Genomic DNA, 18,526 nt, shown 5'->3' with positions numbered 1-18,526 from the left:
TTCAGGAAATCATGTATATTTGATGGTGTGTTTCATTTTATAGTACAGTTGTACTGGCGAGTTGTTGTATTGTGTTGTAGCAGAGTTGGCTCGCTCCTGATGAAGAGAATGGGCGAAACTCGACGGGTGTTACAAAGACGCGCCCAAAACCGAAAGGCTTAACTGTTTAATCGCAGATACGGACAGCAAGGCTGACCAGATGAGGTATTATTGTGCGCGTATCATTCGAGCGCAGGATGAACTGATGCTGATTGCAAAGAATGACACAACCATCGCGCCCACGGCCATCAGGCCCGCAGGGCGCAGCCTGAACACATGGCAGGCGGTGCAGGACGAAATTCTCCGACGTATCCGTACGGGAATCTGGGCGGCGGGGCAGTTGATCCCGACCGAACATCAGCTTGCCGCCGAATTGGGCTGTGCCCGCGCCACCGTGAACCGGGCGCTGAGCCAGTTGGCCGAGGACGGTATCGTCAAGCGGCGACGCAGGGTGGGAACCCGTGTGGCCGATACCAGCATACCAGAGGCCGGGGTCGGGGCATCCCTGATTCGCGAGGAAGTCGAATCCTGCGGCTCAAGTTACACCTATGAGTTGACCGAGCGGGATGTCGTCAGGGCTCCGGACCGGATCGCGGCGGTGATGCATGTCTCGCAGACCGAGCCGCTGATCCGCTATCGTGCGCTGATCAAGGCGGACGATTCTCCTTATTGCGTCGAGGTCGGATATTTGTCGGCACAGGGCACGAAGGGGCTGACAGAGGATCTGATCCGCCGGGCCGAGCCTCTGGAATGGATGCGAAAGAATGTCAGCCAGCTTTCGGGCCGGATGGAGGTTTTGGCGACGCGTCTGAATACGGAATGCGCGGGCGATCTGGGCGTCGAAAGGGGCTTGCCTGTGCTGACGCTTGACCGCACCTTATGGTGCGGGGCGCGGGCATTGTCGCATTCCCGGCGCGTCTATCCGCCGGGACACAAGGTCAGCTTCGCACGCTAGCACGGAACCGCCTTTCTGCGGTATTTGTTGTTTGCCTATCGAAGCAGGAGATTAATAAATGAATATCCGCCATTGTCCCGCCGTGCTGGCGGCGATTTTGTGCGTTTCAGGACCGGGTATCGCGACAGCCGCGCCGGTGACCGCATCCGGGATCGAGATGGCGGGCTATGATGGAGGTGCGCTGCCTGACGGGCAGGCGGCGATCACGGTCAAGGTTCAGGTGTTGCTGGACCGCGCGGGGATTTCCCCCGGAGTCATCGACGGAATTCGCGGCGGGATGAGCCGCAGCGCCATCTCGGCCTTTGAGCGTCGCAGCGGGTTGCCTGCCGACGGGGTGATGGATGAGGCGGTCTGGGCGGCTTTGCAGCCCTTTGCTGGCGGTGCGATGACGGTGGATTATACCATCACCGAAGCCGATGCCGCGCATCTGACCCGTGAAATCCCGACGGATTATCTGGAAAAGGCGAATATGACGACGCTCGGCTATACCAGCGTTGCGGAAAAGCTGGGTGAGCGTTTTCACATGGATGAGGATTTCCTTGTCGCGCTGAATCCCGGTATCGCTCTGGTGCCGGGAAATACGATCAAGGTGATCGCTCCGTCGAAGCCATTGCGGGCGAAAGTGGCCCAGATCTTTGTCGAGAAGGGGACGAATCGCGTCGCCGCCTATGACGATGAGGGTCATATGGTGGTGAATTATCCGGCTACGATCGGCTCGTCCGAGACCCCGTCGCCAAGCGGGACGCATCGGGTGCGGGCCGTGGCGATGAACCCGGAATATACCTATAACCCCTCGATCAATTTCACCCAGGGCAATAATACCTCGGTTCTGACGCTTCCGCCGGGGCCGAACGGGCCGGTCGGGTCGGTCTGGATCGCGCTGACCAAGCCGACTTACGGGCTGCATGGGACGCCGAATCCGGCCGGGCTGTTCCGGGGGCAGTCGCATGGTTGCGTTCGCCTGACGAACTGGGATGCCGAGGAACTGGCCTATATGGTTCAGCCGGGCACGACGACGGTTGAATTTCTGGAGCCGGGGACGAGTCTTGCCGATGTAATGGGCGAGGCGACGGGCGTGTCGCGTGCCGTGCAGGCTGCGGCAAATGCGGCGGCGCGTGTTGCGGCCCCGGATGCCGCTGCGCCGGAAAATGCGGGGTCGCTGACATTGCTTTCCTCGCGTGCTCCGGCGCGGAAGCCGGTGGCGATTTCCGGTCAAGATGCAGTGGCGGCAGGTGCTGTATCAGAAGCTCCGCCTGATACGCAAACCGCCGGGAGTCCTGCGGCCATTCCGGGGAAGGGCGGCGAGACTGTGTCCACTCCGGCTGCCGTCCCGGTCGATCCGCTGACGGCGGCGGTCGAGGCGGCCACCTCGGATATTCCCGAGGTCGAAGTGACCGCGCCCGGAGGTCCGCAACCTGCCGCGACTCAGCTGCCTGCCGGGATGGGCGGGTTTGTTTTGCCGCAGTCTGACGGGGCTGCGACCGAAACCACGCCCGGCGCGGCAGGGGATTAAGCCATGCAAGGGCGCTGCGCCGCCATTCTTGCACTGGCGATTCTGGCGGCTCCGGCATGGGCGCAGCAGGACAGGGACGGGTCCGCTGCTGCGGTTCCGTCACCCGAGCCGCGTCCCGATGCGGCGCTGATGCAGGATGCCCGCCCGCCTGTGCGTCCTGATGATCTGCCGGTGCCGGATGTCGGTTCCGAGGGGGCTGCCGAAGACGGGGAGGGGCAATCGAATGAGACCGCCCGGATGCCCGCGCCGAGCGGTCCGCCCGTGTGGCAGCTTTATGCGGAGGATGAGTTTTCCTATCAATCCTGCCTTCTGGGGCTGTCCATGCTGCGTGTTTCCTATGAGGAAATCGCGCCGCTGAGATCATCGGAGGACCGGGATTGCGGGATTGCGCGACCCGTGCGGATCACCGAGATCCAGCCCGGGCTGAGTATTGCCGGAGGTGCCGATATGCGGTGCGAGACCGCGCGTCAGTTGGCGCTTTGGGTGCGGCGCGAATTGCAGCCTGCGGTGCGGCGTCTGCCTTCATCGCCGCAGGTGAGCGGGATCATTCCGGGCTCGACCTATCAGTGCCGGGCGCGGGTGGGCGGCAGTTCGGAAAAACTCTCGGAACATGCGTTGGGGAATGCGTTCGACGTGGCCGGGCTGACGCTGTCCGACGGTTCGGAGATGATGATCGTGCCGCGACATGACAGCGGCACGGTCGATGAGGCGGTGCAGAAGGCGATCCGCCACGGGGCCTGCCTGTATTTCACCACGGTTCTGGGGCCGGGATCGAATGCGGCGCATGATAATCACCTGCATTTCGACATCGCGGCCCGCTCTGGCGGCTGGCGGATATGTGAGTGAGGGTAAGGGTACGGCCCTTGCTCAGCGGGCCAGCTTCTCCAGATCGAGATATTCCGGGGTGAACCGCGCCAGAGATGCCAGCCCCGGCCAGTCGAGAATCTGAACCTCGGTCCCGGACCAGCGGATCAGCCCACGCTCGCGCAGGTCGCGCACGGCCCGGTTGATATGGATGGGCGAGTAGCCGAGGATATTCGCCAGATCGCGCTGAAGCAGCGGCAGGGTAAAGCTGAGATCCGAAGCCGCGCCGACCGAGTGCAGTCGCGTATAAAGCTCACACAGAAGATGGGCGAGATGTGCGCTTGACCGCAGCGAGGCCGCAGCGACCAGCCATTGCCGGTGAATGGCGGCGTCAATCGTGGTGGACATCCATAAAAGCCGAGTCAGATGCGGCCAGTCATCCGTGATCTCGCGCAGTTGGTCATGGCTGACGAATTCGACCTCGACCGGACCCATTGCGACGACATTATGTTCCAGCCCGGCCAGCACAAAACCGTGCAGGTCGATGAAATCGCCAGGCACATGCAGGGCGGTGATGACCCGGTCATTCGCGCGAGGCACCATATGGATGCGCGCGGACATGCCGCTGAGCATCAGGCAACTGTGATCGACGATCTCCTGCCGGGCGATGATGGTGGCGCCAGGTGCGAATTTGACCCGGCGCGTATCGAGTCGTGCAAGACGCTCACGCTCTGCATCCGTCAGCAGATCGCGTCTTTCCAGGTAGCGGATGAAATAGTCTGAAACAGCCACGGCAAGTCCTTACTTATCCGTGCGAAATTGCAAAATCCCGCGCAAAACCGCAATGCGGACCGAAGATAACAATGGTTAACCTGTCTGGGTTCCAATCATGTGCTGGAAACCGCGCGGATGTGGCGTCCGCAACGCGGTTTCCAGCAGGGAAAAACTGGACGCAACGCCATCCGGAGCCTTCCGGGACACGAAATCGTCCAGAGCGGGATAAAGCTGCACCGCCTCATCCAGCGCGGGGTCAGAGCCGGGCGCATAGAGCCCCGCCTTTATCATCAGCTCGGACCCGGCATATGTTCCAAGCGCGGCCCGCGCCCGCGTGATCAGGGCGTTTTCGCTGTCGCTTGCTGCAGCGGGCAGGGCGCGTGACACTGAGCGCAGCACATCCACAGCCGGAAACCGCCCGCGCTCGGCGATGGCGCGGTCCAGAACGACATGACCGTCCAGCACGCCGCGCAGGATATCCGCAACCGGCTCTTCCATATCCGATCCCGCCACCAACACGCTGAAAATGCCGGTAATATCGCCTGCGCCCTCGGCTCCGGGACCGGCACGTTCGGCCAGCGACATGATCTGATGCGCGGTTGAAGGCGGATAGCCGCGATGCGAGGCGGCCTCTCCCGAGGCAAGCGCGATCTCGCGATGTGCCTCGGCGAAGCGGGTGATCGAATCGGCAAGGAACAGCACATGCCGACCCAGATCGCGAAAATATTCCGCCACGGCCATCGCCGCCCATGCACAGCGCCGCCGGATCAGTGGCGACTGATCCGCCGTCGCGGCGACCACCACCGCCCGTGCCATGCCTTCAGCTCCAAGCACGGTTTCGACGAATTCGCGAAGCTCTCGCCCGCGCTCTCCGATCAGGGCGATGACGACGATATCTGCCGAGACGCCGCGCGACAGATCGGAAAGCAGGGTCGATTTCCCCACGCCCGAGCCCGCGAAAAGCCCGATCCGCTGCCCGCGCACCAGTGGCAGCAGCGTGTCGAACACGGCCAGCCCGGTATCCAGCCGCGCCCCCAGTCGCTTGCGCGTCACCGCCGCCGGGGCAGGGCTGATGAAGCGCCGCTGCTGGCTGCCCTGAGGCAGATCGCGCCCGTCCAGAGGCTCTCCGAACGGGTTGACGATACGGCCAATCCAGCCATCCGAGGGGGCAAGAAAAGGCGCGAAGATCAGTTCCACCCCGGCGCCGACGGACAGGCCCTCGGGCGGGGATTCGGGCAGGATATCCGCGTTTTTTGGACCAAGTGCCACAACCTCGCCGACAAGATGGCGGTCGGGGCAAAGCAGCACGCGGTCACCGATCGAGGCATGGGCGTTCAGCCCGGCGACCCGGACCAGCCCTGCGCGAATCCCGGTCACTGTCCCGAAATAGCGAGCCGGACGCAGGCGACGGATGCGGGCCGCGATAGAGTCGAGTTTATGCATAGCTGCCTGCGATCCTGCCGGAAATCTGAGCTTCGAAACTGTTTCTAAAGGGAATCACCTTAAGACCGGGTTTATCGCGGCAGAGGAGAATTCTCTTTGTTGGAAAATCTGGACACCATCCGCATGGCGCGGGCGATGACGGCACATGCGTCTTTGCGTGCCGGTATCGTTGCGGGCAATGTGGCGAATGCCGATACGCCCGGCTATCGAACGCGCGATCTGGCATCTTTTTCCGAGACATGGCGGAACATGCAGGGCGGATCTCTGCGGGCGACGCGTCCGGGGCATCTGTTGGGGGCGGATTCGGCAACGGGGACTCGGATCGTGACGCAGCAGGGTGGGCGTTCACCGAACGGGAACTCGGTGTCGCTTGAGGCCGAGATGGTGCGGTTCTCGGACGTCAAACGCCAGCATGAGCTTTCGCTGGCGGTCTATCGTTCGTCGCTGAACATGCTGCGACTGGCTGCCGGACGGCGGGGGTAAGTCATGGACAGGCTGGTCAGCGCAAAACAGATTGCCGCGTCTGGGATGCAGGCTCAGGCGGATCGCCTGCGTCATGTTTCCGAAAATATCGCCAATGCGGATACGCCAGGCTACCGGCGCAAGCTGGTCAGTTTCGATACGGTCATGGATCATGGCAGAGAGACCGGCATGGTCGCGGCCTCTGCGCCGTTTCTGGACCGGGCCGGGCTGTCCCGCATCTTCGATCCGGCGCATCCGATGGCGGATGCTCAGGGGTTTTATGACGGATCGAATGTCGATCTGGTCACTGAAATCACCGATGCCCGCGAGGCAGGCCGCAGCTATGAGGCCAATCTTCGCATCTTCGAACAATCCCGGCAGATGTCAGCCTCGCTGCTTGACCTGCTTCGCCGCTGATGGAGGATCAGATGATTTCCGCAACCAACGCAGCTTCCGCCTATCTTCGCGCGACGGGCAGCATTTCGGATGGTTCTGCGCCCGAAAACCGGCTGAGCTCGGCTGCCCGGGAATTCGAGAAGGTAATGACCGGCACCGACAGCACGGCCATCGACGCGATGTCGGGCAAAAGCGATATGAACGCGCTTGTGCAGGCGCTGACCGAGGCAGAGCTTGCGCTTGATGCGGCCGTCGCCATTCGGGACAAGGTGGTCGAGGCCTATCAGGAAATCCTGCGGATGCCGGTCTGAGATGGATGAGAATCTGATCTTCGACCTGGTCCGGCAGGCGCTGTGGATTGCGGTGCGCATGTCGGCACCGTTGCTGATCGTGGCTCTGGTTGCGGGGGTGGTCATCGGTCTGTTCCAGGCGCTGACTTCGGTGCAGGAAATGACGCTGACCTTCGTGCCGAAAATCGGCCTGATGCTGGCGGTTTTCTGGGTCTCGATGAGCTTCATGACATCGCTTCTGGCGGGGTTCTTCACCGACCGCCTGATCCCGCTGATAGAGGGCGGCTAGATGGATAACGCGATCTATGCCGCGATGACCCGGCAATCCGGGCTGATGCGCGAAATGCAGGTCATTGCCAATAATATCGCCAATGCCGAAACCACGGGGTTCCGCCGCGAGGGTGTGATTTTCTCGGAATATCTCACCGCGACCGGGAACGGGTCCGAGGGTTTGTCGATGGCGCATGCGCGTGGCCGTTTGCTGGATCTTCAGCAGGCGGGGATGACGCGGACGGGCGGAACCTATGATCTGGCCATAGACGGGCCGGGGTTTTTCGCGGTCGAAACTCCTGTGGGGACGAAGGTCACCCGTGCAGGTGCCTTTTTCCTGTCCGCTGAAGGAGAGGTGATGACCGCCGACGGCAATCGCCTGCTGGATGAAGGGTTGGCGCCGATCCTGATCCCGGATCCCGTGACGCAGGTGGCGATCGGCCCGGACGGCACCGTGTCAGCCGGTGGCGAACAGCTTGCCCGGATCGGGCTTTTTGCAGCGCCTGATCCTGAAATCATGCTGCGACATGGCGGGACCCTGTTCGATGCGGGGGATGATCTTGCGCCTGCTGTGGATGCGCGGATCCAGCAGGGCTTTCTGGAGGATTCGAATGTCGATCCCATCGCCGAAATCACCCGGATGATCCAGGTTCAGCGTGCCTATGAAATCGGTCAGAGCCTGCTTGACCGCGAGGATCGGCGCATCCGCGACACAATCACCGCAATGACCCGCTAACGGAGCATATCATGAAAGCCCTTCAGATCGCCGCCACCGGCATGAGCGCCCAGCAGACCCGTGTCGAGGTGATTTCCAACAACCTCGCGAATATGTCGACGACCGGCTATAATGCGCGGCGGGCAGAGTTCGCCGATCTTCACTATCAGCAGGCGACGCGGCCGGGCACGATCTCGGCTGCGGACGGAACGATCATTCCGGCAGGCATCCAGCTTGGCCTTGGTGCGCGACCGGCGGCGGTGACGGTGAATATCGCGCAGGGTTCGCTGTCATCGACCGGTGGCGATCTGGATCTGGCAATAGACGGGCACGGCTATATCGAGGTGATGATGCCGTCCGGTCTGCCAGCCTATACGCGCGACGGTGCACTGAAACGCTCTCAGGACGGGCAGATCGTGACATCGGACGGGTTCCCCGTGGCTCCGGGCATCACCATTCCCGACGATGCGCGAAGCGTAACGATTAACGGAGATGGAGAGGTTTATGCCTATTTCGACAATCAGGTAGAGCCGGAAATGCTGGGTCAGTTCACCCTCGCCGGTTTTGCGAATGAAAAAGGCCTTGAGGCCACCGGATCGAATCTCTTCCTTGAAACCAATGCGTCCGGTCCCGCATTGGTCTCGACACCCGGTCAGGAGGGTCTGGGAACCGTCCGACAGGGCTATCTTGAGGAAAGCGCTGTCGATCCGGTCAAGGAAATCACCGAGCTGATCAAGGCTCAGCGCGGCTATGAGCTTAACGCCAAGGTGATCACCGCTGTCGATCAGATGCTCGGCGCGACGGTACAGGTGCGCTGATGCGCGGAGTGTTGTGCGCCTTGATCCTGCTGCCTTTGACCGCCGCAGCCGGAACCATCTCAACGCGGGATCTGCCGGTCGGGACGATAATCGCGGCATCGGATCTGGCATGGGATGATTCCGTCGCGGCGGGCATCGCCGATCCGCAGGCCGCAATCGGCAGACAGGTCCGCGTGACGATCTATGCGGGCCGTCCGGTGGTTGCCGGTGCGTTACGCGATCCGGTGCTGGTCTCGCGAAACCAGATCGTTCGGATCGTCCATGAGGCCGGAGGGCTTCGGATTGAAACAGAGGCGCGGGCGCTGAACGAAGGTGCCGCAGGCGATATGATTCAGGCGATGAACCTGTCCTCGCGCAGCACTATTCCGGCCATCGTGAAGGCGGACGGGACGCTGATTTCAGCAAGCAGCAGGGCGGCACTGAAATGAAGCATCGCATTCTGATACTTGCAGGACTGGCCCTGATCTGCGCTGCCTGCAACCGGGCCGATCACATAGGGCGTCCGCCCGGCATGAGTCCGCCCCAAAGCACTCCGGAATTCATCGCCATGACCGAGCCTGAACTTGATCTGCCAAAGGGGCCGCAGCGACCTGCCTCGGCCGCTTCGCTCTGGTCGGGTGAGCGCAACTCGCTTGTTCGCGACCGCCGCGCTGCCAGTCGCGGGGATATTATGACCGTGGTCATCGAAATTGATGACCGGGCAGAGATATCGAACAGCTCGAAACGCTCGCGATCCGCTGCGGATGAGGTTACGATTCCCAGCTTTGCCGGCCTGCCTCAGCGTCTCGACCGCAAGCTGCCGGAAGGCGCAAGCGCTGCCAGTCTGGTCGAGGCGGATGCGTCTTCAAGTTATAAGGGCAGCGGGAAGATCTCACGGCGTGACAAGCTGACATTGCGCGTCGCGGCGACTGTCATTGATCGCCTGCCGAACGGAACCCTGCATATTCAGGGTAGTCAGGAGGTCAGGGTGAATTTCGAGATGCGGGAACTGACCGTTTCAGGCTTTGTCCGACCTGAAGATATCATGCGCAGCAATGAAATTTCTTATGACCGGATCGCGGGTGCCCGGATTTCCTATGGCGGTCGGGGTCAGATTTCCGATGTGCAACAGCCCCGATACGGCCAGCAGATCGCAGATGTTCTTTTGCCTTACTAGGGAATTCCGATGCTCAGGAAACTCTTGCTGCCACTTATCCTGATCGCTGTTGTTGCGGGTGGTCTGTTCGCGGGTGAAATGCTCAGACCGGGTGACGGAAAATCCGACGCAGGTGCTGTCGGTGCCGATGAGGCATTGCCGGATAAAGGGGCTAGTGGCCACGAATCTGATGAGAATGACGCGGATGCCGGAGAGGGCCGTGCAGACGAGGAGGAAGAACAGGCTGAGGATTCCGCATATTTCCGCTTTCCGACGCAGTTCTTCGTTCCGGTCATGCATCGGGACCGACTGGATGGGGTGATGGTGTTCACCCTGACGCTTGAAATGCCTTATGATCAGCAAGAGGCGGTTTTCAGCCAGGAATACCTCCTGCGCGACGCATTGCTGCGGTCTTTGATGATTTACGCCAATACGGGCGGGTTCGATGGCAATTATACGATCGAACCGCGTATGCAGCGCCTGCGCAGGACTTTGCTGGACACCGCGCACAAGGCTTCCGGGGGGATCGTTACTCAGGTTCTGATAGAAGATATTGCGCGGCAGGCGGCTGCCTGAAATCGTCACGGAAACCCCTTGCAGAAAACGCGCGGATTGCGGCACAAGCGGGTGATCGGCGGAGGCGGCGTTAACAAAACGTGAAGTGAAGGGAAGAGCGTGGCTCGGGTTGTTATCGGTCTGGCGCTTTATCAGGGTGCCGAGCATATCGCCGCGCAGTTGGACAGTATCGCCGCGCAGACTCATTCCGACTGGCGGCTGATCGTGTCGGATGACGGCTCGCGCGATGACGGCCCGGAGATCGTGCGCAGATTTGCGACAGCGCGTCCCTCTGGTCAGGTGAAGATCGTTAACGGACCTTGCGCCGGCGCGACATGTAATTTCCTGTCGCTGATCGCACAGGCGCAAGATGGTGAATATCTGGCCTTCGCGGATCAGGATGATGTCTGGCGGGACGACAAGCTTGAGCATTCGCTGGACATGCTGAGCAGGCATCCGGGGGCAGGGCTGTACTCCGCCCGTACGACGATTTGCGATGAGGCGCTGAACCCGATCACAGGCTCGATGCGGTTTCCCGGGCCTTTTACCTTTCGGAATGCCCTTGTTCAGGCGGTGACCGGTGGCAATACATGCGTGCTGACTCCGCAGGCTGTGGCCATTGCGTGTCGCGCGGCAGAGACGGCGTCGGCCCTGTCTCTCGAATCGCATGACTGGTGGTTGTACCAGATCATTTCCGGGGCAGGCATGAAGGTCCTGCGCGATGATGTCGAAGTGCTTTTATACCGTCAGCATGGCGATAACCTGATAGGACGCAACGACACTTTCGCGGCCATGAGGTTTCGTCTCGGTCAGCTTTTCGAAGGTGAATATGGGGGCTGGTTGCGGATGAATGCCGAGGCGCTGCGACTGGCAGAGGACGAGCTAACAAAGGAAAACCGGCAGTTGCTGTCGGCATTCAGCCATGCATTGGCGCAGCCGGGCTGGAAAATGGCGGCGCAATTCGCGCGGCTTGGTATACGCAGGCAGACCTGGCCGGGCACGATCGCGCTCTATACCGCAGCGATCATGGGACGGCTGTCACGCGGGTAGCATCCGCCCTGTCTTCAGTTGACGCTTGCGCCGGTTCGGCCCTATGCCTCGGGCAACGCAGATGGCCATGCAGAGCGAGAACGGAAATGAGCTTCGACCGCAAGATCAAGATTGCACCTTCCATCCTGTCGGCGGATTTCGCTGATTTCGGACGCGAGATCCGTGCCGTTCAGGATGAGGGGGCTGACTGGGTTCATGTGGATGTGATGGACGGGCATTTCGTGCCGAATCTGACCTTCGGCCCGCCCGCCGTGAAGGCGTTCCGGTCGCATGTGACGACATTCATGGATGTCCATCTGATGATCGCTCCGGTCGATCCGTTCATCGATGCTTATGCCGAGGCGGGTGCCGATCTGATTACCGCCCATGTCGAGGCCGGGCCGCATATTCACAGAACGCTGCAGGCAATTAGGGCGACGGGGAAGAAGTCGGGTGTCGCCATAAATCCCGGAACGCCGGTCGAGGCTATCGAGTATGTGCTTGATTTATGCGATCTCGTGCTGGTCATGTCGGTTAATCCTGGCTTCGGCGGACAAAAATTCATTCATTCTCAGGTGGACAAGATTGCCCGTTTGCGCGGGATGATCGGGGTTCGTCCGATCCATATTCAGGTCGATGGTGGTATCGATGCGAAGACGGCTCCGCTTGTGGCGCAGGCCGGTGCGGATGTGCTGGTGGCGGGTTCTGCGGTGTTTCGGGGCGGGTCCGTTAACGATCAGCATGTTTACGGGCAGAATATTGCGTCGATCAGGGGTGCCGCCGAGGGGGTACTGCGCGGACGCGACCCGTCATGAATGTGATGTTCGACCTCGACGGGACATTGATCGACAGCGCTGCCGATATTCGCGCAACGGTGAATGCCGTGCTGGCGGATGAGGGACTTGAGAGTTTCGATCTTGATACGGTCCGGGGATTTATCGGGCGCGGAGTTCCCTATCTGATGGATCAGGTGCTGCGGGCGCGGGGCATCGACGATCCCGCGCGGTCCGAGCGTATGGCTGCGAATATGCTGTCGCGCTATGAGGACGCGGTTGAACTGACCCGCCTTTATCCGAATGTTCTGCAGACGCTGGATATTCTGCGTCAGGACGGACATCGGATGGCGGTTTGCACGAATAAGCCCACCGGAGCGGCGAGGGCGGTTCTGCGGCATCTGGGGCTGGACGGTTATTTCGTAAGCGTTACCGGCGGTGACAGCGGGCTGCCGCGCAAGCCCTACCCGGCGATGCTGCTGCATACGCGGCGCAAGTTGGGCGAGGGTGCCGCGATCTATATCGGTGACAGCGAAGTCGATGCCGCCGCCGCCGAAGCGGCGAATCTGCCATTTCTGATGTTCACCGAAGGTTATGCGCATATCCCGTTCGACAGGCTGCGCTATCGCGCTCTTTTCTCGGATTTTGCAGAGCTTCCGGAGCTGATCCGCGCTGCAGCGTGATCTATCTCAGCAGCCCCGCCAGATAATGCCCGTAATCATTCTTCGAGAAAAGCTTTGCGCGGCGGCCAAGTTGTTCGGCATCTATCCAGCCCTGATCGAAGGCGATTTCGTCCGGGCAACCGGTCTGAAGGCCCTGCCGTTTTTCCAAAGTACGGACAAAGTTACCGGCATCCAGAAGGCTGCCATGCGTGCCGGTATCCAGCCAGGCATAGCCACGCCCCATACGCTCAACGGTCAGTGAGCCGTCATGCAGATAGGTCTCCAGCAGGGTTGTGATCTCCAGCTCTCCACGCTCGGATGGCTGGACGCTTGCGGCGCGGTCGGGGGCTGTGCCGTCAAGGAAATACAGCCCGGTCACGGCGAAATGCGAGGGTGGAACGGAGGGCTTTTCGATGATCGAACGCACACGGCCTTCGGGATCGAAATCCACCACCCCATAACGTTCCGGGTCGGCGACGCGGTAGCCGAAGACCGTGCCGCCCTGCGTCTTGCCGCCTGCCGATCTCAGCAATTCGGACAGGCCGTGACCGAAGAAGATATTGTCGCCAAGCACCATAGCAGAGGGTGCTCCGGCCAGAAAATCCTTCGCAAGAAGATAGGCCTGCGCCAGTCCGTCGGGCGATGGCTGGACGATATAGGTAAACTGCAACCCCCACTGGCTGCCATCGCCAAGCAGGCGCTGGAACTGGGTCTGGTCTTCGGGTGTGGTGATGATGGCGACCTCGCGGATCCCTGCCAGCATCAATACGCTGACCGGATAATATATCATCGGCTTATCATAGACCGGCAGAAGCTGCTTCGAGACCCCCATCGTAATGGGATAAAGCCGAGTGCCGGAACCTCCGGCGAGAATAATGCCCTTGCGGTCGGTCATGCGTTCAGTTCCTTGATGACGCTGTTCAGTGAGCTGCGCCAATCAGGCCGCTCAATTCCGAAATCACTTGTGATGGCGCTGCAATCCAGCCGGGAGTTCAGCGGTCTGGCCGCCGGGGTCGGATAGTCGCTGGTGGGGATATCGACGACTTTGGGGCTCAGATCGGATTGCCGGAAGATCTCACGCGCGAAATCGGCCCAACTGACATCCGGCCCGCCTGCGAAGTGATAGATGCCGCCTTTGCCCTTATCCCCGGTCATGGCCTCGGCAATGGTCAGCGCGGCGCGGGCGATATCGGCGGCTGCAGTCGGTCCACCGATCTGATCCGCGACGATGGTCAGCCGGTCACGCTCACCTCCCAGACGGCGCATTGTCTTGACGAAATTATTGCCATGAGCCGAAAACACCCAGCTTGTCCGCATGATTGCGTATTGAGCGCCCGAGGCTACGATGCCGCGTTCTCCGTCAAGCTTGGTCTGGCCGTAAACGCCGAGAGGTCCGGTCGGCTCATCCTCACTGCGCGGCTGATCGCCGCTTCCGTCAAAGACATAGTCGGTCGAGATGTGAATGAAGGGAATATTCAGCCCGGCACAGGCCTGCGCCATTGCGGCAGGTGAAGCCGCATTGACCAGACGGGCGGTTTCCCGGTCGGTTTCGGCTTTGTCCACAGCGGTATAGGCCGCTGCGTTGATGACCGCGCGGGGCTGTCTGTGCCCTATCAGTTCTGCGCAGGATTCGGGATCAGTCAGATCGGCTTCGTCACGGCCTGCGAAATTCGCATCAGGTGCGATACGCGCCAATTCCGTCGCAACCTGCCCGGTCTTTCCGAAGATCAGCAATTCGTTCATGCCGCTTATCCCGTCCCCAGCCGTTTGCCGACACCGTCGCGCTGAAGCAGGGGGCGCCACCAGTCTTCATTCTCCAGATACCACTCAACCGTGCGGCGCAGCCCTTCCTCGACCGTGACGGAGGGGCGCCATCCCAATTCGGTGCGGATCCGCGTCGGGTCGATCGCATAGCGGCGATCATGGCCGGGCCGGTCGGTGACGAATGTGATCAGCCCGTCATGCGGCGCACCCTGCGGGTGCAACTCATCCATATGTGTGCAGATCGTGCGGACGAGATCGATGTTCTTCGCCTCATTCTCACCGCCGATATTATAGCTGCGGCCTATATCGCCCTTCTGCAGAACCGTCAGCAGCGCGTCTGCATGATCCTCGACATAAAGCCAGTCGCGGACATTGCCGCCATCGCCATAGACCGGGATCTTTTCGCCGGCGAGAGCCTTAAGGATCACGACCGGGACAAGTTTCTCGGGGAAGTGGAAGGGTCCGTAATTATTCGAGCAATTGGTCATCACGACCGGCAGGCCATAGGTTTCATGCCATGCGCGGACCAGATGATCGCTTGCTGCCTTGGATGCCGAATAGGGGCTGCGGGGATCATAGGGTGTTTCTTCGGTAAACTGACCCTCATCGCCAAGCGAGCCGAAAACCTCATCGGTCGAGATATGATGGAAACGGAAATCTTCCGGCTTGCCCTGTTCGGTCCAGTACCGGCGGGCGGCCTCAAGCAGATTATAGGTGCCGTTTATATTCGTCTCAATGAATGCGCCGGGTCCGTCAATCGAACGGTCGACATGGGATTCGGCTGCCAGATGCATCACCGCATCCGGTTCATGTTCGGCAAAAACCCGGTCGAGTTCATCGCGATTACGGATATCCACCTGCTCGAACGCATAGCCCGGCGCATCAGAGACGCTGGCGACGTTCTGGGGATTGGCGGCATAGGTCAGCATGTCGAGATTGACGACCTCATGCCCGTCGCGGATTGCCTGACGCACAACAGCAGAGCCGATGAAGCCGGCACCGCCGGTAACCAGTATTTTCATTCTTCGGCCTCGAATGTGAATGGTGTTTCCCACTGGACGAAGGCCGGTGCATTACGGTCCTTTTCCGACAGGATCGGATTTTCGACCCCCCAGTCGATACCGAGCGAATCCCAGCGGACCGCGCCGTCATGTTCCGCCGAATAATGATCGGTGCATTTATAGACGATTTCGGTATCCGGCTCATATGTCGCGAAACCATGCAGGAATCCTGCGGGGATCCATAGTTGGCGACCATTCTCGAAGCTGAGTTCTGCGCCGAACCAGCGACCATATGTCGGGCTTCCCTTGCGGGCATCGACTGCCACATCGTACAGCGCACCGCGTCCGCAGCGTACCAGCTTGCCCTGAGCCTTGGGCGGCGATTGATAGTGAAGACCGCGTATGGTGCCTGCGGCACTGGAAAGCGAATGGTTGTCCTGAACAAATTCCGGAAGAGTGACGCCGGCATCTTCCAGTGTCTTCCGGTTCCAGCTTTCGCTGAAGAAGCCGCGCGCATCTCCGTGGCGGCGCGGGGTCAGAAGAAGCACTCCGGGAAGGGGCGTGGTCTCGATCTGCATAGCGGTTCCTCGCGGGTTTAATGGCTGCTGAACTGCCACATGACCCGGGTCAGTACAAGTTTGCTTATAGCAGCGAGGCTGAGAGTTCGAATTCCGAGACACGCTCGGCAAGCATTTTCTCGGATTTTGCCCTGAGCGCATCGAAAGCGCTGTTGTCCGATTTGCGCAGCGTAGAGGGTGTTTCGCTGCGATAATCCACCATGAAAGGCAGGGTGGTGATGACTTTCAGATGGGTCGCCTGCTCCATGTAGCGGTCGATCGTATTGGTGAAGGCATTGTCGTCGCGGTCATTCCACTGTGCCAGATAGTCGATCATTCGGCGGCGATACAGGTTACATATCATGGTGACTGCGCGATCCAGCTGGACAATACACATCCCGTCACGCCGCTTGACGTCCAGCACCCGCGCATCTTTGTGCAGATCCACGATCATCCCCGAAAACAGATCTGCATCGCATTCATCCATATATCGCCGGATTGACAGCAGCCGACGCTCGAAATCTGCTGGCAGCAGAACGTCATCTTCCACGACCAGTGCTTCGGTCACCTCAGCGCTGCGCAGCTTCCGCATGATATGGCGATAGCTGAGCGCCGCGCCGCGCCAACCCGGCGTTGCCTTCATGCCGGGCCAAAGCTGAAAAAACGAACTGTCACTTTGTGCGTCGAAGGCGCGGGTGCGGGCTGTAGTTTCGGGCAGGGTAAGGCAGATGCGGGATAACTCTCCCTTCTGGGCCTGTGTGGGCTGCGGATAATCGTCTGAGAGCTGTTCAAAAACATCGGGCGAGATGATGCGCAGACCTTGTAGCCCCCGCAGGATGCCGTTGCGGAAAAGATCGGGCTGGGGGCGATTGCCGCCAAGCTGATGGCGTCGATATTTATCCGGATCGTCAAGCAACCCGCGCAGAGTGGCTGTGAGCGCTGCCGGATCATCCTGAGGCGCGAAAATCAACCGACGATCAGCTTCTAACTGGTCCTGATCGAGGGATTCTTCACTGACGACCAGACAACCATGTGCCAAAGCCTCTGATATCCGGGCGGTTTCAAGTAATCCGTCCTGGGCGGCGTGGAGGTTCAGGACGATATCCGTCTCCCTCAGCCGATCCGACAGGTGCGACCCGAAAAGGTTATTCTCGATCTCAAGTTCTGGTACTGCGGCGCTGATTTTTTGCAGCATCATTCGGCGCCGATCCGGGCTGGTATCTCCATAAAACAGCACCCGGCGGGACCTACCCATTCTGATCTGGACCCTCCCGGCAGGTGAGAAAGGGACATGGAAAATTTTCTGAAGAGGAACATGGCCCTGCATCGCGCTGATATTTGTCAGGGAATAGTCGAATACGGCGCGAAAATCGGACAGTTTGCTAAGATATTGACATGTCCAGCGGCCCGGCAGCGTGGATTGTTCAACCTGGAATGCGATGGTGCGTGCAGCGGGAGCTGCAGGAAAATTCTGCGGCGCGAAAGCGAAGACCAGTTCGGCCTGAGCAGCGCCGCGGTCATTATCAGAGATCTCAGCCTCGATACCGGTTTCGGCCAGGATCGACTGGAGACGTTGCGCGAAGTGAAGCATATGCGGCGTCGTCAGAATGACGGCTTCTGTGGTCTGCCGGTGAGGATCGTGATCTATCGGACCAAGTGCGTCCAGCCGATCGCGGACACCTGCTATCCCCTCCCGGAAAAGGATACGCGAGGTCATGGCGAGTGTTGGCCCAAGCCCGCGAAGACGTGCTGCGCGGTCAAAATGCCGAAACGCGTCAATCGCCAAATGGTTGAAAATTTCTGACATTCTGAGGTGTAACCTGCCAGTGTTTCCATGATCGGGATACAGCCGATGGAATCTCAGATATCTTTAAATAATTAATTATTTCTGAATTTTAGCCCCAGATGTGAGTAGAATTTTCCTTATATTGGGACCTCAACCGGATACTCAGAGGGGTAGAATTAAGACCAAATTAACCTGGGCTATTTACCGCTATGGTTGTACAAAATTTGGTGACCTCTGATGACTGTGCTTGACCATGTGACGACCCTGCTTGCGACGAAAATTCCCTATGGGCGCAACATTACGGATCTTCAGCTTGTTGAGACCGCTCAGGGGCCCGTGCTTGTCGTGGCGGCGGATGGCGGGACGGCGTTCAGCAGCTTTCTCTTGGCCGAAGCTGGCAACGCGGCTTCTGCGATTGGGGTGCAGTCGGTGCAGGCTGCGGGAAGCTATCTGGCGGGGGCGCGGGTCGAAGCAGTTCCGAAAAGCGGAAAGTTCCAGCTTGCCGTAACCGGGCAGCAAGATGGAGTTCATCGCGGCCTGTGGATGGATCAGGCAGGGATGCTGACATCCTCCGGGCCTCTGTTCGACCGATCAGCGATACCGGGTGATACCGTCACGCTGAAGAGAATCACCATTGGCGAACAAGACTTCATTCTTGCAGGACGAAACGGCGATGAAACGCTTTCGCTTTACAGTCTGAGCGATAATGGCGAACTGAAGCGGCTGGATACCGAGCCGGGGATTGCCACGCAAATCACCGATGCCGAATTTACGCATATCGAGAC

Annotated in this window: 24 protein-coding genes; 16 read left to right on the top strand and 8 right to left on the bottom strand. The window is 60.1% G+C overall.

The window, feature by feature from the left end:
• Positions 1–244: 244 nt before the first annotated feature.
• From PAE61_RS13075 to PAE61_RS13065, 3 genes are read left to right on the top strand one after another with little or no spacing between them, the layout of a single operon-like run.
• A complete protein-coding gene (locus PAE61_RS13075; protein ID WP_271112817.1) occupies positions 245–994 on the top strand; it encodes a GntR family transcriptional regulator in 750 nt (249 codons plus the stop codon).
• 58 nt (positions 995–1,052) lie between these two features.
• Entirely contained in the window at positions 1,053–2,507 is a 1,455-nt protein-coding gene (locus tag PAE61_RS13070; RefSeq protein ID WP_271112816.1) for a L,D-transpeptidase family protein, read from the top strand.
• A gap of 3 nt (positions 2,508–2,510) precedes the next feature.
• Complete coding sequence (locus tag PAE61_RS13065) at positions 2,511–3,353, top strand: extensin-like domain-containing protein (RefSeq protein ID WP_271112815.1); 843 nt, start codon at positions 2,511–2,513, stop codon at positions 3,351–3,353.
• 21 nt (positions 3,354–3,374) lie between these two features.
• Here the strand turns inward: PAE61_RS13065 and PAE61_RS13060 are convergent, their stop codons facing one another.
• Complete coding sequence (locus PAE61_RS13060; protein WP_271112814.1) at positions 3,375–4,103, bottom strand: Crp/Fnr family transcriptional regulator; 729 nt, start codon at positions 4,101–4,103, stop codon at positions 3,375–3,377.
• A gap of 75 nt (positions 4,104–4,178) precedes the next feature.
• Positions 4,179–5,528 (bottom strand): FliI/YscN family ATPase, encoded by a 1,350-nt coding sequence (locus PAE61_RS13055; protein WP_271112813.1) that lies wholly within the window; start codon positions 5,526–5,528, stop codon positions 4,179–4,181.
• Between the two features lie 96 nt (positions 5,529–5,624).
• Between PAE61_RS13055 and PAE61_RS13050 the strand changes: the two genes are divergently transcribed.
• The 12 genes from PAE61_RS13050 to gph all read left to right on the top strand — a co-directional run bounded on the left by PAE61_RS13050 (position 5,625) and on the right by gph (position 12,654).
• Entirely contained in the window at positions 5,625–6,011 is a 387-nt protein-coding gene (locus tag PAE61_RS13050; RefSeq protein WP_271112812.1) for a FlgB family protein, read from the top strand.
• Between the two features lie 3 nt (positions 6,012–6,014).
• The gene (flgC, locus tag PAE61_RS13045) at positions 6,015–6,407 is read left to right on the top strand and encodes a flagellar basal body rod protein FlgC (protein ID WP_271112811.1); all 393 of its coding nucleotides are present in this window, start codon (positions 6,015–6,017) and stop codon (positions 6,405–6,407) included.
• Between the two features lie 11 nt (positions 6,408–6,418).
• On the top strand, positions 6,419–6,697 hold the full coding sequence (fliE, locus tag PAE61_RS13040) for a flagellar hook-basal body complex protein FliE (RefSeq protein WP_271112810.1): 279 nt from the start codon (positions 6,419–6,421) through the stop codon (positions 6,695–6,697).
• 1 nt (position 6,698) lies between these two features.
• Entirely contained in the window at positions 6,699–6,965 is a 267-nt protein-coding gene (locus tag PAE61_RS13035) for a flagellar biosynthetic protein FliQ (protein WP_271112809.1), read from the top strand.
• Positions 6,966–7,682, top strand: coding sequence for a flagellar hook-basal body complex protein (locus PAE61_RS13030; RefSeq protein ID WP_271112808.1), 717 nt, complete (start codon positions 6,966–6,968; stop codon positions 7,680–7,682).
• A gap of 11 nt (positions 7,683–7,693) precedes the next feature.
• Entirely contained in the window at positions 7,694–8,479 is a 786-nt protein-coding gene (gene flgG, locus PAE61_RS13025; protein ID WP_271112807.1) for a flagellar basal-body rod protein FlgG, read from the top strand.
• Entirely contained in the window at positions 8,479–8,907 is a 429-nt protein-coding gene (gene flgA, locus PAE61_RS13020) for a flagellar basal body P-ring formation chaperone FlgA (RefSeq protein WP_271112806.1), read from the top strand. Before flgG ends, flgA begins: the two co-directional genes overlap by 1 nt.
• Positions 8,904–9,635: a flagellar basal body L-ring protein FlgH gene (gene flgH / locus PAE61_RS13015; protein ID WP_271112805.1), complete on the top strand. Its 732-nt coding sequence runs from the start codon at positions 8,904–8,906 to the stop codon at positions 9,633–9,635. Before flgA ends, flgH begins: the two co-directional genes overlap by 4 nt.
• Before the next feature lie 9 nt (positions 9,636–9,644).
• Positions 9,645–10,190 carry a hypothetical protein gene (locus PAE61_RS13010; protein WP_271112804.1) on the top strand — a complete coding sequence of 182 codons (546 nt, stop codon included), beginning with the start codon at positions 9,645–9,647 and terminating at the stop codon, positions 10,188–10,190.
• Between the two features lie 99 nt (positions 10,191–10,289).
• On the top strand, positions 10,290–11,219 hold the full coding sequence (locus PAE61_RS13005) for a glycosyltransferase (RefSeq protein WP_271112803.1): 930 nt from the start codon (positions 10,290–10,292) through the stop codon (positions 11,217–11,219).
• 86 nt (positions 11,220–11,305) lie between these two features.
• Positions 11,306–12,013 carry a ribulose-phosphate 3-epimerase gene (gene rpe / locus PAE61_RS13000; RefSeq protein WP_271112802.1) on the top strand — a complete coding sequence of 236 codons (708 nt, stop codon included), beginning with the start codon at positions 11,306–11,308 and terminating at the stop codon, positions 12,011–12,013.
• Positions 12,010–12,654: a phosphoglycolate phosphatase gene (gph, locus tag PAE61_RS12995; RefSeq protein ID WP_271112801.1), complete on the top strand. Its 645-nt coding sequence runs from the start codon at positions 12,010–12,012 to the stop codon at positions 12,652–12,654. The genes rpe and gph overlap by 4 nt, the downstream gene beginning before the upstream one ends.
• A gap of 1 nt (position 12,655) precedes the next feature.
• Here gph and rfbA read toward each other — a convergent pair whose 3' ends face one another.
• The 5 genes from rfbA to PAE61_RS12970 all read right to left on the bottom strand — a co-directional run bounded on the left by rfbA (position 12,656) and on the right by PAE61_RS12970 (position 17,153).
• The gene (gene rfbA, locus PAE61_RS12990) at positions 12,656–13,528 is read right to left on the bottom strand and encodes a glucose-1-phosphate thymidylyltransferase RfbA (RefSeq protein WP_271112800.1); all 873 of its coding nucleotides are present in this window, start codon (positions 13,526–13,528) and stop codon (positions 12,656–12,658) included.
• Positions 13,525–14,376: a dTDP-4-dehydrorhamnose reductase gene (gene rfbD, locus PAE61_RS12985; protein WP_271112799.1), complete on the bottom strand. Its 852-nt coding sequence runs from the start codon at positions 14,374–14,376 to the stop codon at positions 13,525–13,527. Before rfbD ends, rfbA begins: the two co-directional genes overlap by 4 nt.
• A gap of 5 nt (positions 14,377–14,381) precedes the next feature.
• The gene (rfbB, locus tag PAE61_RS12980) at positions 14,382–15,419 is read right to left on the bottom strand and encodes a dTDP-glucose 4,6-dehydratase (RefSeq protein ID WP_271112798.1); all 1,038 of its coding nucleotides are present in this window, start codon (positions 15,417–15,419) and stop codon (positions 14,382–14,384) included.
• Positions 15,416–15,976, bottom strand: coding sequence for a dTDP-4-dehydrorhamnose 3,5-epimerase (rfbC, locus tag PAE61_RS12975; RefSeq protein WP_271112797.1), 561 nt, complete (start codon positions 15,974–15,976; stop codon positions 15,416–15,418). The genes rfbB and rfbC overlap by 4 nt, the downstream gene beginning before the upstream one ends.
• Before the next feature lie 64 nt (positions 15,977–16,040).
• The gene (locus PAE61_RS12970) at positions 16,041–17,153 is read right to left on the bottom strand and encodes a glycosyltransferase (RefSeq protein WP_271112796.1); all 1,113 of its coding nucleotides are present in this window, start codon (positions 17,151–17,153) and stop codon (positions 16,041–16,043) included.
• A 93-nt stretch (positions 17,154–17,246) separates the two neighbouring features.
• Here PAE61_RS12970 and PAE61_RS12965 point away from each other — a divergent pair, with 93 nt between their 5' ends.
• On the top strand, positions 17,247–17,759 hold the full coding sequence (locus PAE61_RS12965) for a hypothetical protein (protein ID WP_271112795.1): 513 nt from the start codon (positions 17,247–17,249) through the stop codon (positions 17,757–17,759).
• Positions 17,760–18,332: 573 nt separating this feature from the next.
• On the opposite strand, the gene PAE61_RS17640 is transcribed toward PAE61_RS12965, so the two are convergent.
• Entirely contained in the window at positions 18,333–18,518 is a 186-nt protein-coding gene (locus PAE61_RS17640; protein WP_434803075.1) for a hypothetical protein, read from the bottom strand.
• Between the last annotated feature and the right edge of the window lie 8 nt (positions 18,519–18,526).

The organism is Paracoccus aerodenitrificans (assembly GCF_027913215.1).
GTDB classification, from domain to species: domain Bacteria; phylum Pseudomonadota; class Alphaproteobacteria; order Rhodobacterales; family Rhodobacteraceae; genus Paracoccus; species Paracoccus aerodenitrificans.
Note: the sequence above shows the minus strand (reverse complement) of the source record. Positions and strands in the feature narration are given on the sequence as shown.